Here is a 16563-nt window from a genome sequence, read left to right on the forward strand (position 1 = left end):
CGCTCGCAAGGACGATGGGGGCTATGATTCAGTAAATCAATACAGCCCTCCAACCGTCAAAAACAAAAACTATCTCCCCCCCCTTCACCACTTTCGTAACTAAAACATTACAAGCCCTTAATTGCTTAATCACTAATCCATATTTTATTATACTTGCACATTAAATACAATTACTGATTTTATTATTATGAGATTAAACCTGTTAGCCGGCTGCGCGCTGGCCATGATGGCTGTTGGCAGTGCCGCGCAGGCACAGCAAACGCCTGCCAGTCCCGCAGCATCAAACTACAATTACCACGATGCTTTTGCGCCGCTTTTCTACACTAAAAATGGCAGCGAATACCGCGCCGCCGATGGGCAGCCCGGCCCTAAATACTGGCAAAACCGTGCCGATTACCAATTAACGGCCCACCTTAACGATCAAACCAACGAGATTGCCGGCACCGAGGCCCTTACTTATACCAACAACAGCCCGCAAAGCCTGGGCTTTTTGTGGATGCAGCTGGATCAGAATCTGTTCAAGTCAGATTCGCGCGGTACGGCTATCATCCCGCCAAGCGGCAGCCGCAACGGCGGCAGGGGCGATATGCCCGATGGCGGCTACAAGATAAAATCGGTAAAAATTGGCGGGGTTGATGTAAAATACCTCATCAACGATACCCGCATGCAGATCTTTCTGCCCGAGTCGGTTAAGCCAAACGGCGGCATCGTGAAGCTGAATATCGAGTATTCGTACATCGCGCCCGAGTATGGCAGCGACCGTACGGGTATCCTCAACACCAAAAACGGCAAAATTTACACCATTGCGCAATGGTACCCCCGCATGTACGTGTACGACGATATAATGGGCTGGAACGCCCTGCCATACACCGGCCCCAGCGAATTTTACCTGGAGTACGGCGATTTCGACCTGGCTATTACCGCGCCGGCCAACCACATTGTGGTGGCATCGGGCGAGTTGCAGAACCCTGCGGAGGTTTACACATCCGAGCAATTAAAACGCTGGGCGGATGCCGAGAAGAGTGAAACGACCGTAATAATCCGCTCGGCAGATGAGGTTACCAATGCCGCATCGCGCCCTGCCGGCAAAAAAGAACTGACCTGGAAATTCAAGATCAAGAACGCCCGCGACGTATCATGGGCATCGTCGGCCGCGTTTATCGTAGATGCAGCCAAGATGGATTTGCCAAGCGGCAAGAAGTCTATCGCCATATCGGCCTACCCGGTTGAGAGCAACGGCAACGATGCCTGGGGCCGCAGCACCGAGTACGTAAAGAAATCTGTCGAATTCAATTCGCAAAAATGGTTTGAGTACCCTTACCCTGCGGCTACCGCTGTTGCGGGCAACGTGGGCGGCATGGAGTACCCGGGCATTGTGTTCTGCGGGTACCGCGCCAAAAGGAGCTCGCTATGGGGCGTTAACGACCATGAGTTCGGCCATACCTGGTTCCCGATGATCGTTGGTTCTAACGAACGCTTGTACGGCTGGATGGACGAGGGCTTCAATACCTTTATCAATACCCTCAGCACCGCCGATTTCAACAAAGGCGAGTACGGGCCAAAACGCCCGACTGATATGCAGCGCACAGGCAATGCCCTTACCAACACAAGCCTGGAGCCCATTTTGAGCAACCCCGATAATTTGAAGGAAGGCAACACCGGCACCCTGCTTTACTTTAAGCCGGGCATAGGCCTTACCCTGCTGCGCGAGCAGATACTGGGTCCCGAGCGTTTCGATTTCGCTTTCCGCACCTATGTGGCGCGCTGGGCATTTAAGCACCCAACGCCAGATGATTTCTTCCGTACCATGGAGAACGCAAGCGGCGAAAGCCTGCAATGGTTCTGGAGGGGCTGGTTTGTAAACAACTGGCGTTTGGATGTTGCCGTTACCGATGTGAAATACATTGGCAGCGACCCTGCGAAAGGCGCTTACATCACCCTCACCAATATGGAAAAACTGGCCATGCCGGTGATACTGGATATCAAGACCGTAAGCGGCAAAGTAAGCCGTTTGAAACTGCCGGTAGAGATATGGGAACGCAACAACAGCTTTGTGGTGAAGTACCCATCTACCGAAGAGATAGAATCGGTAACGTACGACCCTGACAAGCAACTGCCCGATTTCAACCCGGACAACAATGTCTGGAGAAAGCAATAAACAATCAAACCCGGCCGCAAGCCGGGTTTTTTATTTGCCTAAATGCTACATTGAGCAAACCTTTGCCAGCTTAAGCAAGTTAAACTATATATACCCGCCGCTATGAAAAAGATATTCTCACTAATCATCCTCACCCTAACCGCAGTCGCCTTTGCCCAGGCACAGGACCTTTTAAAAGGGACGGTTGTAGAGAACGGCAGCAACACCAGGCTCAATAATGTATTCATCCGCGATAATAACAACAAGCAGATAACCCTTACGGATAAGAACGGTGATTTTAGCATCAAAACCGCTACGGGGCATACCCTTATATTTACTTCGCCAGGCTACACGCCAGATACTTTGTACGTAATTGATATGCGACCTAAAAGGGTGGCGATGGTTTCCGTGGCTATTGCTTTGGGGCAGGTGAATATCCGCTCTACCCGGTTGGCCTTCGATCCGCATAAAGAATACCCGGAGGTTTACACCAAGAGCAAGGTGTACGCTTTTTCGCCATCCACCTGGTTCAGCAAGGAAGGGAAGGATGCCCGTCGGCTGAAAAAATACTTTCAGCGCGAGGCGCAGGAGCGGCATGTGGACGAGGTTTTCAGTAAAGCTTACGTGGGCAGCATCGTGCCATTGAAGGGTCAGGACCTGGAGAATTTCATTACGCTGTACCGCCCCACTTACGCTTTTTTGCGTAGCAACAATGCCGAATCGTTAGTGGCGTATATAAACGATAGCTACAAAAAATTCCAGGCCCTGCCGGCCGATAAGCGTAGCCTGCCGCCGCTTACTACTCCGTAAACAGCCGTAGCTGCACCAGCGGCAGCGATATATAAAAGGTGGTGCCCTCTTTCTCCACGCTGTTGAACCATATGCGGCCGCCCTGCAGTTCGGTATAATCTTTACAAAGTACAAGCCCCAGGCCGGTGCCGCTTTCGTTGCCGGTGCCGTTGGTTGATGAGTTATTGAGCGAGAAGATATCCGCCTGCCTTTTGTGCGGTATTCCTACGCCGGTATCGCTTATGGAGATAACGCAGTTGGCGCCATCGGCAATGGCTTTCATGATAATGCGGCCGCCGGGGCGGGTAAACTTTACGGCATTATTGAGCAGGTTGCGTATTACAATCTGCAGCATATCCGGGTCGGCGCGTACGGTGATGGTTTGGTCGGCAATGGTGCTGAGGGTAATGTCCTTCTTTACGGCTATGGTCTGGAAAAGCTCGGTGGTTTCTTCCAGATAGGTGCTTAGTTGTACGGCCTGCAGGTGGGCGGTTTCGCCATGCATCTGGTTCTTGGCCCATTTAAGCAGGTTGGTAAGCAGGTCCTGCGTTTTGCCAATGGTTTCCATCAGGCTCTTCTCCATCTCGGCCCGCTCTTCGGCATCTATGCCCACTTCGGCCATTACGGTAAAATATTGCTGTACCGATGCCAGCGGCGTGCGCAGGTCATGTGCGATGATAGAGAACAGCTTCACTTTCTCGGCGTTCAGCAGTTCGAGGGCAAGGGCTTTTTCGTCGGTAAGGTTTTTTTGGCGGGTGTAGCTTTGGCGGATAGCCGCAGTGCCTACATATAATAATATGATGGTAACCAGGTACGATACAATGTTATCGGCAAATTGCTCGCCACGTGTTTCGTAATGTTTTTGGATGATACCGGGGTTCAGATATTCAGATATGATAATTGATACCACCACCAACGCATTAAAAGCCAATAGAAAGGGCCATAGTTTTTTGTGCGATACCGACATCAGTACAAATAATGATGCAGCAAAAAGCAGCAGGGTGGCACCGGTTATACCATCATTATAATAGTATCCGAACCCCTTTATCGCATTAATTTCAATAGCCGAGAGTATTACTGCAAGTTGTAACTTGTTTTTAAAACGAACAATGTAGTATAAAACGCTCTGTACCCCCAGCACCCCCAAAGCCAGTGCAGCTGATACGTACATGTGGATGACGATATTGAAAAACACCTCGAACAGCAGTATAAGCAGTACGAAGAAAGAAAAGGTATTGAAGATCCGGCTCTCCAGCGAAAGCTTTTGCGGGTCTCCAATAACAAGCGCGCGATATCCTTTTAAACGGTTTACAGTAGCAGGGGACATGTTGATTTAGGGATCAATAGTTGCCCAAATTTATAATAACAATCCGGATAAAAACGCAGGTTGCAACGCTTAAATAAATATTAAAATATTGTGTTTCAGAATTTAAATTATTTCCTACCTTTGTCGTCCCTGAAAGGAGGTATTTGGGATTATGATCATTATCAACGTAAAAGACGGCGAATCATTGGATAAAGCATTGAAACGCTTCAAGAAGAAATTCGAGAAAACAGGTGTATTAAGAGAACTTCGCAGCCGTCAGGCATTCGAGAAGAAATCTATCACACGCAGGCACGAAATTAAGCATGCCATCTACAAGCAGAATATGAATATAGAAACTGTTTAATTTTTTCTGCGGAAAGAATTTTAAACTTTTTCTTGTCAACATAAAAAAACTATTTGTACATTTCAATTATTGGGGTGTATAAATAGTTTTTATGCTTTTAGGGAATTTTTTTAAGTAACCGATCCAAAGCCACCCCAGCTGCATGGATACCTAAACTGCCACATGAATAACCGCATCTTTCTTATGATTGCCTTGCTGATGATAGTATCGTCGACAGCAGGGGCGCAGGAGCTTAATAAGGCGCAACGGGAGGCGTTTATATTAGGCACACTTAATGATTACATGGGCAGAAGGGGCGATGCCGGTTTTAAAAACGTGGTTGATAATTATGACCCTGGTGAAGATGTCATAGTTCATATTATCGATTCGTTGCTGTTAAAGGACTACAAAGTATCTGATTACGAGATCAAACGAGATACTAATGCAGCGCATAAGCTAATCTCATTTCAAATAATTTCAGAGCCCATTGCCGAAAGGCTTAATAGATGGTACCTTTTTAAACCTTCGGGGGCTTCCTCATATCCCGGGAACGAAACAATATTCTATGGCGTTCTCATCGATAGCATGTTGGTTACAGATGAACAAAAGATGGCATTTTTAGCCGGGGCATACGTAAGGTTTAGTAAATGGAACCATGGGACTTATAAAATAAGCATCGCTAATAGTGCAGGTAAAATTCAACTTTGCGAAAAGCTCCTTAAATATTTTAACAGCAGCCCTTCTCTGAAAATATTTCATGGAAACGTGCCCACAGGGATGATTTTATCATTTCGGCCTAAAGGGAAACTTAAGACTTTTTTACAGAATTATACGTCCATGGCAAAGCGGGTAAGTGAAAATTACTTAAGGGTTGAAAAGGAAATGTTCGGCCAATAGTTGCTCGTCACCGCCAATTAATAATTTAAACTTTTTCTTGTCAACATAAAAAAACTATTTGTACATTACCTTTCCGGTGTGTATAAATAGTTTTTATGTTTTTAGGCAAGTTCATACAGTATATCCAATACGAAAAACGGTACTCGCCGCATACTGTAGCCGCCTACCGGTCGGATCTGGAGCAGTTCATGCTTTTTTTGAACCCCGAAGGCCAGCCATTAGCCATTAGCCACCCCTCAGAAATTACCCATCACGATATCCGCAGCTGGATGGTGAGCGATGAAACGCTCGCGCCCCGCAGCCTTAACCGCAAGCTGGCCACCCTGCGCAAGTACTTCAAATTTTTATTGCAGGAGGGGGATATCCAAACCAACCCCGCATCGCGCCTCGGCCCCGCCAAAACGCCAAAGAATTTGCCCACCGTGGTAGAAGGCGCTAAGCTTACCGATATGCTGGATGGCAAGCTGGATAAGCCTGGCGTGCCTATTTTTGCCAACGATTTTGAAGGTATCCGCGATAAAACGGTTATCGAGCTGCTGTTCGGCACCGGCATGCGCCTGGCCGAATTATTGGGTCTGCAGGATACAGATATAAATTTCTACGAAAACACCATCAAGGTTTTAGGTAAACGCAACAAACAGAGGATAATACCCCTCAATAACGAACTGCTGATACTGCTGAAGCAATACCAGGAGGCAAAACGAATTGAAAATTTTCATAACAATTCCTTAACTTTTATCGTTACAACTAAAGGAACAGCAGCATACCCTAAGTTAATTTACCTGATAGTGAATAAACACCTTGGCAACATATCAACCCAAAATAAAAAGAGCCCCCACGTGCTGCGGCACACCTTTGCAACTACCTTACTTAATAATGGTGCCGACCTTAACGCCATTAAAGAACTTTTGGGGCACGCCAGCCTGAGCGCTACCCAAATTTATACCCACAATTCAGTTGAACGTTTAAAGTCTATTTACAAACAAGCCCATCCAAAGGGTTAAAAAGGAGGAAAAATGAAAATTACAGTGCAATCTATTCACTTTACAGCAGACCAGAAACTGCTGAGTTTCATCCAAAAAAAGGTTGACAAGCTGGAAACATTTTATGACCACATTATTAGTGGCGAGGTTTACTTAAAACTGGAGAATGTAAAAGACGAAGCAAACAAGATAACGGAGATAAAACTGCTGCTGCCGGGCAACCAGATCTTTGCTAAAGAAAAGTGTAAAACTTTTGAAGAAGCAACAGATGCAGTAGTTGAAAGCCTGCGACTGCAGATCGAGAAACATAAAACCAAAAAATCCATAGCCGCCGAAGCTGCAAAAAAAGCAGTGCTGTTACCGGCCGAAGACGATTTTTAGACATCATAAAACAAGGGTACTAATCCCCCGGGAACCGGCAGGCTGTGAAGTTTGCCGGTTTTTTTTGTGTCGAGGATGGACCGATTTGCCATGAATAGGACGACTCTTCCAGCCTTTGTAAATCCGGCTTATCTCTTGAAAGTTCGTTTCAATCGTTTCAAGATTTCAGGCAAGTTCACTGAAAAACCGTCACCTTCATATTTTTTTAAGGATACTATGCCTGGTATCACTTCTTCTTCCTGATTGATGTTTGCTTCTAATTTTGCAACAATATTTTTTAATTGATAGTTTGATATTTCCAAAGTCTCGATTGTAGCATCTTTCATTTTAAGAGCTGTATTCAAAAACATTAATTGCGATTTAAGATGCATGATATTGGCTTGCAGTTGTATAAATGCAATATCACCATTATGCATTTCTTGGAATTGTAATTCTTTTATTCCAGGGCAACTAATATACGAATCCAATGCCTCTTTAATTCTTTCTAAAGCCTGGGCTTTATCATTAGGAATTACTTTGAAAAGAGTTGAATTATTATAATCTTTAATTTCCGTTTCGGCTTCAATGCCTAAATCTTTCAAAAATTGTGCAAAATACATTAGATATTGCCGGCATGGAACCTTAATGTTTTCGGGGAAGTCGAAAAATGTTATTAGCGATTCTTTTCCTGCGTTAAGTTCTAACTGGCTGTTGGCTCTGGCGACAGCATCCGCTGCTATATTGAGCATCGAGTCAATTACATTATCAAGCTTATCATTGAAATCGAGATTAGTGAATTCTAAGCCAAAACCGTTTGAAACAAAATCATCATCGCTTTGGAAATGAGTTACATTTTTGAAATCTGGCTTAGATACGACCTCACGCAAGGTATCGGAAAATTCTTTTAAACTCCATCCTGCCGCCCATAAATCAGTTTCTACCCTTAATTCAATTTGTAAAGCTCTATACTTCTGCCATTCATAAGGGTTAAGATAAATCGTGATGTTAGCGGAGTAAGCCCAAAAGCTTAAGTCGTATGTGTAATCTATCTCATCGAAATGGTCCGCGACCTCGAAAAGAGAATGGCTATTAATATCGTCAATTACTTGCGGATCATAAAAGTGAGCACTTTTATGAGAAAAGTCGCCATAGAATGAATACTCATCAGGCACCCCGTTAACAATAAGGTAACCTTTTTTCTTACCTATGTCTTTTACTCTTTCAATATTTAACATACGGGTATAAAATTATCCAAAATACTTATCGTTGCAATACAAGGGTTTGAGTATTTTGCTGTTATTAATCTCGCTCTCAAGTCAGCGCGAGTAAAGTGGGGAGTATCATAATTAAAAAATCACTATATTGATGTCTCATATAAATTCACATGAGAAAAAGTATTCAATCGTCAATCTTAACCGATGCACAATTGATGGTTTTGCAAATAGTCAACGCACAATGCGACGAGCAAGACTTGGAAGAGTTGCGGCATTTATTATTGGAATTTAACAACGAGAAAATGCAAAAGCATCTTGATAAAACAGTTGCTGAGAAAAATTATCAAGCCGAGGATTTCGATAATATGCTATATGGCCATTCGAGAAAAGACGCTAAAGATAGTTCCCAATTTTAGCTGTCCCGTTGCAAGTTCCGCCATGTCGTCCTATGCAGGCCAGTCGTAGACATGTTCGATATAAGTTACTTCCCCTCCAACTCCTTTATCACTTTCTTCGCCGTTTCATTAGTTGGGTCCAACTGCAGGGAGCGATTGTAGTTCAATAGCGCTTTGGTTTTATCGCCTTTGTTGTAATAGGCTTCGCCCAGGCTATCGAATGCATTGCCTGATGTAGGGAACAGGGTGGTGTTGTATTCTAATACCACGATGGCTGCATCAATGTTTTTAGCACCCATCAGCGAGTAGCCAATCTCGTTTAGCGTGCTTTCATTGTCGAAAGCGTATTCGGTGGGGTGTTTGGCTTTGAGATCCTGATACAAAGCCAGTACCTGCGCGCCGCTTAGCGTATCCAGCTGTTTGCGGTAATCGGCCAGTATAGAACGTTTGGGCTGGCTATAGCGCTTGCCATCGAGTATATCCTCTATTGCGTTGTCTATATCGAAGATATTCTCTTGCTTGTTATTGGTCATCAGTATCACCGTGCGGCCTTTGGGCTGGTTGCCTACGATGAGGGCCTGGTAATAAACGCTTGCGCCATCGTGCTTGTGGAACACCAGCTTATCGCCCTGCATAGTGCCGCCGCCCAGGCCGCATTGCTTATCCGGCGCAAAGGGCGTAACAAGTACGCGCGTAGATGCCGGGCTGATGAGTTTGAAGCTTTCTAAGGCCTGTTCCCATTTGTAGAAATCATCCAGTGTTACGGCCACCCAGCCGGTAATAGGGTAAAAGAACGAGCCTTGCTTGCCATCGTTGGTGTAGGAGTGTGCCATCAAAGGGGTGTTTAAGTCAGGGTCTATAACGGCGGTTGCCATGCCGGCGGGCTTCAGTAATTTCTCCTCTACGAATTTATTGAAGGGCATGCCTGTTACCTTTTCGATGATGCGGCGCTGCATAAACACGTTGTTGTTATTATAGTTATACTGGGTGCCGGGCGAAAAATCCAGATGGGTAATCTTCATGATATCTGCCATGTTGCCGGCATCGCTTAGTACGGTTTTCCATTTTACATCGGGCAGGCCGCTGGTGTATTGCAGTAGGTTTTGTATGCTGATGGAGTCGGCCCAGGCAGGCAGCTGCGGCAAGAATTTCGATAGCTTATCATTGATGTTAAGCTTGCCCTGCTCTTGCAGCATCATAATGGCTACGGCGTTGAATTCCTTGGCGATTGAACCGATATGGAAGCGGTACTCCCTGGTAAGGGCTTTGGTTTTAGCTGCGTCGGTAAAACCGATTGCATTTTGGTACACGATCTTTCCGCCATCAATCACCATAATGTTGCCGCTGAAGAGGCCCATACGGTTGCTGCGTTGTATCATGGTATCGATGGTGACCGCCTTATTTTGGCCAAATAGGGTGCCTGTTATCAGCACTAAAGTGAATAGGAGGGACGATGCAGCGTATTTTTTCATAGGGGATGGATGTAGAATTTAGACCCCGCTCTTAACTTATTGTTACGTGTTTAATTGCCCTTCACATAATACCAATTGTCTCCCAAAGATCTAACTTCATACACTTCATCAAAAATTCCATTTTCAGCAGTGTCGAATTTCCCACCAGACACCTTAACAAGACCACCTTGTCCATCAGGCACGCCAAGGAATGTATAGAAGATGACTACCGATACCGTCTTATTATGCGCTATGCGGACAACCCCATCGTTAATGGATAGGTAATGATAATCGGCAGGTAGCTTTACCCTTTGAAGCGTGTCTGCCTTTGTTGTAAAAGCAATTTGAGATGCCGCTTCAAAATCACCTCGATGCAGACTGAATTTTACCAGGTTGCGTATAAAATTCAATGGCAAAGCAATTACCATTATCAGAAATATGACATTTATGAGAAACGGGGCGTAAGTAAGTCTATCAGCTTTGCGGTGTGTTGCCCAATAGATAATACTCCAAATAAGTACGTAGGCAAACAATAAAATTAACGCGAATTCGATAAGCCCAAATAGCATCCATAATTGGGTCCATAAATATTCACCAAACATTATTGAGAAGAACAATAGCAATGAACTTATAACAGAAAGTTTAAAAACAAGAGTGTTAAAAACGCTGGTCATAAATTGGTGATTTTGTTATCCTATTGCAAAAACGCCCCGCGGTTGGCGGGGCGTTTTTGTTTTTTATATAGAAAGGCGGCTGGTTATTGCTGCCCTTGCCCTTGTGGCATCAAGGCCGAGAATTTGCCGCCATAATCATTTAGCTGTGCTTCCGCTTTTTTGGCCCAGCCTGGCTGGTTTACGCCGGTGGCTAAGCTTTTTATGCTGTTGAGCAAGGATAACGAAAGCTGTACGGCGTGCACGTCTACATCGTTTGCATCTTTTTGGTACACGATATAATTGTAAGCCAATTGATCTACCACGTAATCGTAAACCAATTGTGTCAGCTTATTGCCCAGGGTTGCATCTCCAACTGCGTAAGCACTTTGCGCCAGGTAATACTTGCGTATGGCGATTTCAGGCGAAGACATATCATCGGGCAAATTATCCTGGAATTTCTTCAAGGTGTTTTTTGCCAGGTCTACATGGCCTTCTTTTACCAGTGCATCCGTAAGGCTTACGAACATGCGCGTTATTACCGGGTAAAACAAAGTGGTTGAGGTATTGTCGAGGTTTTTGGCGGTCTTGAGTTGGCCGTACCTGAATTTGTTTACCACGTTGTTGTACATTACCAGCGTGTTGGTAGCCTCCAACGGCGAAACGGTGCTATCGGGTTTAAGCGGCAACAGGCGGTAAGCAAAGCCCTCGTTGTACATGTATTTATCCAGGCCAAGCATGTTCTCGTTGCCGGCGGTTACGGTAAAGTATATCGGGCGTTTCCAGTTGTTGTGCGCCAGTATATCCATAATGGCCAGGTTATCTTTTGTTACGTATTTACCCGGGTAGGTAAAATCGAGCTGAGCGGGGATACGGTCTTTAAGAGCCGCAGGCACCACGCCGTTTTTAATGGCTTCATCGGCATTTACGGTTAGCTTAAGGTTTTTGGTTGGCAGGTAGTTGCCCCATTGCCCATCGTTGAATTGTACCTGGTTGCTTTGGTTATCAGAGGTGATGAAATCGAATACTTCTTTCAGTTCGGATGCTCCAGGTAGTTTAGCGTCGTCGTAATAAATTACGTCGCGCACGCCCATCTTGAATTTATCGTTGCTCATGGTGAGCGGCAGCGGGTCTGATTCGTTCATCTTCTGTTTCATCTGGCGGATGTACCAGTCGGTACCCAGCAGGCTTAGGTTTACGATACGCACATCCGGGCGCACGCCTTCAACTTCTTGTATATACCAAAGCGGGTAGGTGTCATTATCGGCAAAACAAAACAGGATAGCATTGGGCGCGCAGGAGTTGAGGTAATCGTAAGCCATATCGTGCGGGGTGAGCTTGGTAGAGCGGTCGTGGTCGTCCCACTCCTGGTTGGCCATCAGTACCGGGGCAGCCAGCAAGCATACCACGCTGGCTATAATTGCGCCTGTTTTGGCATTGAGTTTCTTGCTCAGGAACTCGGCTATCATTAGCACGCCCAGGCCTATCCAAATGGCAAAAGCATAAAAGGAGCCTGCATAGGCGTAATCACGTTCGCGGGGCTGCAGCGGGTCCTGGTTAAGATAAAGCACAATGGCCAGGCCGGTAAAGAAGAATAATACTACCACCACGCCCGCATCGCGCTGGTTGCGTTTGAAGTGGTACACCATGCCCAGCAGGCCAATGATGAGCGGCAAAAAGTACAGGCGGTTGTATGCGTTGCTTTTGGTTACCGATGCAGGCAATTGCTTGCCGAAGTTGAGGCCGCTGAGCCAGCTGCCATCTATCGTGTTGTTTTGCCCATCGAGGTCGTTTGCGCGGCCAGCGAAGTTCCACAGGAAATAGCGGGTGTACATTTGGCTTACTTGCCAGCTAAGGAAAAAGCTGATGTTGGTACCCATGGTGGGGTGTTCCTGCGCGTCAAGGTGGGTCCATTCGCGGTAAAACTGTGGGTGGTTAGGCTTCTGGCTAAACATACGCGGGAACAGGGTGTTGCGGTCGTACTCCGTTACGATCTTGGTGCCGGCCTGTTCGTACTTGGTATCGCCGCGGCGGTAAAGTATAGCACCGGGCTTCTGGCTCACCATTTCCGAATCGAAGAACTCGCCGTACAACAATGGTGTGTCGCCGTATTGGTCGCGGTTAAGGTAGCTGTTCAGCGCGAAGGCATCTTCAGGGTCGCTGTTGTTAAGGTTGGTGCCGGCCTTAGCGCGGATAATGATCATTACGAATGAACTATAGCCGAACAGGATAAACACGGCGCATATCAAAACCCGGTTGAGGGCGGCAAGCTTTTGGCGTACATTCAGTGCATATTCCAAAACAGCCAGCACAATCGCAGAGCCTATAAAGCCCCATATTCCGGCACTCATGGTAAGCAATACCACAAATGCGCCCGCCGATATAAAAAGGAATGCGTTTGACGGTTTGATGGTATAATAGATACCTGCTGCCAGGGTAATAATTACGAGCAAGAAAAACACGATGGCTCCGCTGCCGAAACCCATACCAAGGGTGTTTACGAAAAGCAGATCGGAGAAGGCCGCTCCTTTTACCGTAAACTGTATAACGCCCCAAAGGATAACCGCTACGGTAACAACGCCTAAAAGGAACGTTAAGATGGTGCCTGCGGTGCTTACGTTTTTAGCACGTTTAAAGTAAATAATCAAAGCGATAGCCGGGATAACCAACAAGTTCAATAAGTGGATACCGATAGATAAGCCCATTACGTAAGCGATGAAAACAATCCATTTATCTGCCCGTGGCTCATCGGCGTGGGCCTCCCATTTCAATATGGCCCAGAAAACGATGGCCGTACAAAGAGAAGATTGCGCATATACTTCGGATTCTACTGCGGAGAACCAGAACGTATCCGAAAAAGCGTAGGCTAGTGCGCCAACCGTGCCCGAACCCATAATAAGGATAAGGTTGGTGTTGCTTATCTCTTCGCCGGCTTTTACCAGCATTTTTTTGGCAAGTGCGGTAATGGTCCAAAAAAGGAACAGGATAGTGGCCCCGCTGGCCAATGCCGACGACATATTGGTGAAATAGGCTACCTGGTTCCTATCGCCCAGAGAGAGCAGCGAAAAAACTTTGCCAATCATGGTAAACAGCGGCGCACCGGGCTGGTGGGCCACCTGCAGGCGGTAAATACAGGCAATGAATTCGCCGCAATCCCAGAAACTGGTAGAGGGCTCGAGCGTTAAAATGTAGGTGATGGATGCGATAAGGAAGGTTGCCCAGCCAAAAATGTTATTGTATTTATTATAGTTCATAGCGTGTTATGCTGTGTATGCAGGTTTTTAAAGAGTCGAAATTAGTAAAAGAATTATGCTTTCAAGCGAAAAAGCTGCCGATTAACACTTTTTAACGTATGGGCAGGTGTGCGTTAAACCGTTTCAAATACTTTTTTAACTTTTGCTTTTGAGTTCCAAAAAATCGTCCTATATTTGCATTCCTTTTCGGGGCGGATAACGCAACGCAGGAGATTGCCTGATAGTATAATGGTAGTACGACGGTTTTTGGTACCGTTTGTCTAGGTTCGAATCCTGGTCGGGCAACAATAAGAGTTCGGATTTCGGATTTTCAATTTCGGATTAACCGTATTGGAAATTAGAAATCCGAAGTTTTTTATACAGGTTGCTAAGTTTACCGGGTATAGATAAAGGAATAAAATCCGAAATCGAACATCCGACATCCAAAATCAAAAGATGCCTTTACAGTTTAATACCGTTAAGCTATTTGCAGGTTCCGGTTCGCTGGATCTGTCGAAACATATTGCTGCATCTTATGGCCAGGAACTTGGCGACGTAGTGCTTTCGCGTTTCAGCGATGGCGAGTTTCAACCGCATTTTAACGAGAGTATCCGTGGTTGCGATGTGTTTTTGATACAAAGCACCCACCAGCCTACCGATAACCTGATGGAACTGTTGATGATGATTGATGCCGCCCGCCGTGCATCTGCCCATTACATCATTGCGGTTATCCCTTACTTCGGTTTGGCCCGGCAGGATAGGAAAGATAAGCCACGTGTGGCCATCGGCTCAAAACTGGTTGCGAACTTATTAGTAGCAGCGGGCATCAACCGAATCATGACGATGGATTTGCACGCAGCGCAGATACAGGCATTTTTTGATGTACCTGTAGATCACCTGGATGCATCGATCATATTCGTGCCTTACATTAAAAGCCTTGGCTTAAAAGCACTGACTATTGCCTCGCCGGATATGGGCGGCAGTTACAGGGCACGCAGCTTTGCCAAGTTCTTTAACGCTGAAGTGGTAATTTGCGATAAACGCCGTAAACGCGCCAACGAAATTGAGAGCATGACCATTATTGGTGATGTGACCGATCAGGACATCGTGTTGATAGATGATATATGCGATACTGCAGGTACGCTTGCAAAAGCAGCCGGCCTTATTATGGAACGCGGTGCACGAAGCGTACGCGCGGTTTGTACACACCCGGTATTATCGGGCAAGGCGTACGAAACGATAGAAGCTTCGGCATTAACCGAGCTGATTGTGACCGATACCATACCGTTGAAACACAGCAGCCCTAAAATAAGGGTGCTTACCACTGCCGACCTGTTTGCGAAAGCGATAAGCAACGTAAATGAACACGGCTCGATAAGCCAGTTGTTTAAGGTAGATTAAAGTGGTTGATAGTTTATAGGTGATGGTTCATAGCCGGAGCCTTTGAACAATAAAGAGATTAAAAATTTTGTGGGGAAGTTAGATGCTATGAACTATCATCTATGAACCATGAACTAACAAATAAATAAATAAATAATGAAATCAATTGCTATTAGCGGTTCTCCAAGGGAGAACGTAGGGAAACGTGACGCAAAAGAGCTGCGCTACCAAGGTTTGGTGCCTGCAGTGCTTTACGGTGGTGCTACTCAGACCCACTTTTCTGTGTCCGCAGCTGATTTGAGAGCCGTAATTTACACTCCGGTTGTTCATTTCATCGACATTACTGTTGCTGGTGTTACATCACAAGCTATTATTAAGGATACACAGTTCCACCCGTTAACGGAACAGCTTATCCACATCGACTTCTTGTTGTTAGACGAGAAAAAACCCGTAACTATCGAGATCCCTGTGAAATTAACAGGTACTTCTCCGGGCGTAAAGGTGGGTGGTAAACTGGTACAGAAACTGCGCAAACTGCGTGTTAAAGCTTTGCCTAAAGACCACTTAGATAACATCGAAGTGAGCATCAGCGCGCTTGAAGTTGGTAAATCGGTAAAAGTTAGCGAAATCTCTTTGCCAAACTTAACCATCACCAACGCACAGGAAGATACCATCGTATCGGTAACTACCTCACGTGCATTGCGCCAGGCAGAACAAGAAGCTGCTTCAGGTAAAAAGTAAGCCCCCTAACCCCCTGAAGGGGGAACAATGGGTAATGTTAATAGCGATGGGTTTTAAACCCATCGCTATTTTTGTATAATTGCGTTTTAAAAAGTACCCCCTTCAGGGGGCGGAGGGGGCATGAAATATCTAATAGTAGGTTTAGGGAACATCGGGCCGGAGTATGCTGATACCAGGCATAACATCGGTTTTATGGTGCTTGATGAGCTGGTGAAGCAGGAGAAGGAAAAGTTTTACAGTATGCGCCATGCTTATTATGCCGAGGTGCCTTATAAAGGCCGCATGCTGCACCTCATTAAACCTACTACCTACATGAACCTTAGCGGCAAGGCCCTTAACCATTGGATGAAAGAGCTGAAGATACCCGTAGAGAATGTACTGGTGATAGTGGATGACATTGCCCTGCCGCTTGGTACCCTGCGCCTTAAACCGAAAGGTAGTGCGGCCGGGCACAACGGGCTAAAGCACATAGAAGCTACCTTAGGCAATAACGAATACGCCCGCCTGCGTTTCGGCGTTGGCGATAATTACCCCAAAGGCCGCCAGGTTGATTACGTACTAAGCGGTTTCGATAAAGAGGAACTGCCGGAACTACCAGCGCTTATCGACCGCTCTATCGAGATGGTGAAAAGCTTCTGCACTATCGGCACAGAGCTGACGATGACGAAGTTTAATAAGTAAACC

At 46.0% G+C, this 16563-nt stretch carries 15 protein-coding genes and 1 tRNA gene; 11 read left to right on the forward strand and 5 right to left on the reverse strand.

What is annotated here, in order from left to right:
* Window positions 1-1177 precede the first annotated feature (1177 nt).
* Together AC1DYT_RS00125 and AC1DYT_RS00130 are read left to right on the forward strand one after the other, a co-directional pair.
* Window positions 1178-2158 (forward strand): M1 family aminopeptidase, encoded by a 981-nt coding sequence (locus AC1DYT_RS00125; RefSeq protein ID WP_477468086.1) that lies wholly within the window; start codon window positions 1178-1180, stop codon window positions 2156-2158.
* Window positions 2159-2260: 102 nt separating this feature from the next.
* Window positions 2261-2947 (forward strand): carboxypeptidase-like regulatory domain-containing protein, encoded by a 687-nt coding sequence (locus AC1DYT_RS00130; RefSeq protein WP_477467656.1) that lies wholly within the window; start codon window positions 2261-2263, stop codon window positions 2945-2947.
* Here the strand turns inward: AC1DYT_RS00130 and AC1DYT_RS00135 are convergent.
* Entirely contained in the window at window positions 2937-4253 is a 1317-nt protein-coding gene (locus tag AC1DYT_RS00135; protein WP_477467657.1) for a sensor histidine kinase, read from the reverse strand. The two genes, AC1DYT_RS00130 and AC1DYT_RS00135, sit on opposite strands and share 11 nt — an antisense overlap.
* Before the next feature lie 151 nt (window positions 4254-4404).
* Here AC1DYT_RS00135 and rpsU point away from each other — a divergent pair, with 151 nt between their 5' ends.
* From rpsU to hpf, 4 genes are all read left to right on the forward strand, one after another.
* Window positions 4405-4596: a 30S ribosomal protein S21 gene (gene rpsU, locus AC1DYT_RS00140; RefSeq protein ID WP_128531938.1), complete on the forward strand. Its 192-nt coding sequence runs from the start codon at window positions 4405-4407 to the stop codon at window positions 4594-4596.
* A 162-nt stretch (window positions 4597-4758) separates the two neighbouring features.
* On the forward strand, window positions 4759-5472 hold the full coding sequence (locus AC1DYT_RS00145) for a hypothetical protein (protein WP_477467658.1): 714 nt from the start codon (window positions 4759-4761) through the stop codon (window positions 5470-5472).
* 95 nt (window positions 5473-5567) lie between these two features.
* Window positions 5568-6476 carry a tyrosine-type recombinase/integrase gene (locus AC1DYT_RS00150; RefSeq protein ID WP_477467659.1) on the forward strand — a complete coding sequence of 303 codons (909 nt, stop codon included), beginning with the start codon at window positions 5568-5570 and terminating at the stop codon, window positions 6474-6476.
* 12 nt (window positions 6477-6488) lie between these two features.
* Window positions 6489-6836, forward strand: coding sequence for a ribosome hibernation-promoting factor, HPF/YfiA family (gene hpf / locus AC1DYT_RS00155; protein ID WP_477461340.1), 348 nt, complete (start codon window positions 6489-6491; stop codon window positions 6834-6836).
* 128 nt (window positions 6837-6964) lie between these two features.
* Here hpf and AC1DYT_RS00160 read toward each other — a convergent pair whose 3' ends face one another.
* Window positions 6965-8050, reverse strand: coding sequence for a hypothetical protein (locus AC1DYT_RS00160; RefSeq protein WP_477467660.1), 1086 nt, complete (start codon window positions 8048-8050; stop codon window positions 6965-6967).
* Window positions 8051-8199: 149 nt separating this feature from the next.
* Here AC1DYT_RS00160 and AC1DYT_RS00165 point away from each other — a divergent pair, with 149 nt between their 5' ends.
* On the forward strand, window positions 8200-8445 hold the full coding sequence (locus AC1DYT_RS00165; RefSeq protein WP_477467661.1) for a hypothetical protein: 246 nt from the start codon (window positions 8200-8202) through the stop codon (window positions 8443-8445).
* Window positions 8446-8510: 65 nt separating this feature from the next.
* Here the strand turns inward: AC1DYT_RS00165 and AC1DYT_RS00170 are convergent, their stop codons facing one another.
* From AC1DYT_RS00170 to AC1DYT_RS00180, 3 genes are all read right to left on the reverse strand, one after another.
* Complete coding sequence (locus AC1DYT_RS00170) at window positions 8511-9896, reverse strand: serine hydrolase (RefSeq protein ID WP_477467662.1); 1386 nt, start codon at window positions 9894-9896, stop codon at window positions 8511-8513.
* 50 nt (window positions 9897-9946) lie between these two features.
* Window positions 9947-10549, reverse strand: coding sequence for a hypothetical protein (locus AC1DYT_RS00175; protein ID WP_477467663.1), 603 nt, complete (start codon window positions 10547-10549; stop codon window positions 9947-9949).
* Window positions 10550-10632: 83 nt separating this feature from the next.
* Window positions 10633-13779: a glycosyltransferase family 117 protein gene (locus AC1DYT_RS00180; RefSeq protein ID WP_477467664.1), complete on the reverse strand. Its 3147-nt coding sequence runs from the start codon at window positions 13777-13779 to the stop codon at window positions 10633-10635.
* A gap of 214 nt (window positions 13780-13993) precedes the next feature.
* Between AC1DYT_RS00180 and AC1DYT_RS00185 the strand changes: the two genes are divergently transcribed.
* From AC1DYT_RS00185 to pth, 4 genes are all read left to right on the forward strand, one after another.
* Window positions 13994-14064: transfer RNA gene (locus AC1DYT_RS00185), tRNA-Gln, on the forward strand.
* A 150-nt stretch (window positions 14065-14214) separates the two neighbouring features.
* Entirely contained in the window at window positions 14215-15159 is a 945-nt protein-coding gene (locus AC1DYT_RS00190) for a ribose-phosphate pyrophosphokinase (protein WP_477467665.1), read from the forward strand.
* 135 nt (window positions 15160-15294) lie between these two features.
* The gene (locus AC1DYT_RS00195) at window positions 15295-15879 is read left to right on the forward strand and encodes a 50S ribosomal protein L25/general stress protein Ctc (protein ID WP_477459430.1); all 585 of its coding nucleotides are present in this window, start codon (window positions 15295-15297) and stop codon (window positions 15877-15879) included.
* A gap of 120 nt (window positions 15880-15999) precedes the next feature.
* Entirely contained in the window at window positions 16000-16560 is a 561-nt protein-coding gene (pth, locus tag AC1DYT_RS00200; RefSeq protein ID WP_477467666.1) for an aminoacyl-tRNA hydrolase, read from the forward strand.
* The last annotated feature ends 3 nt before the right edge of the window (window positions 16561-16563 follow it).

It is taken from the genome of Mucilaginibacter sp. P1_D10 (genome assembly GCF_056406215.1).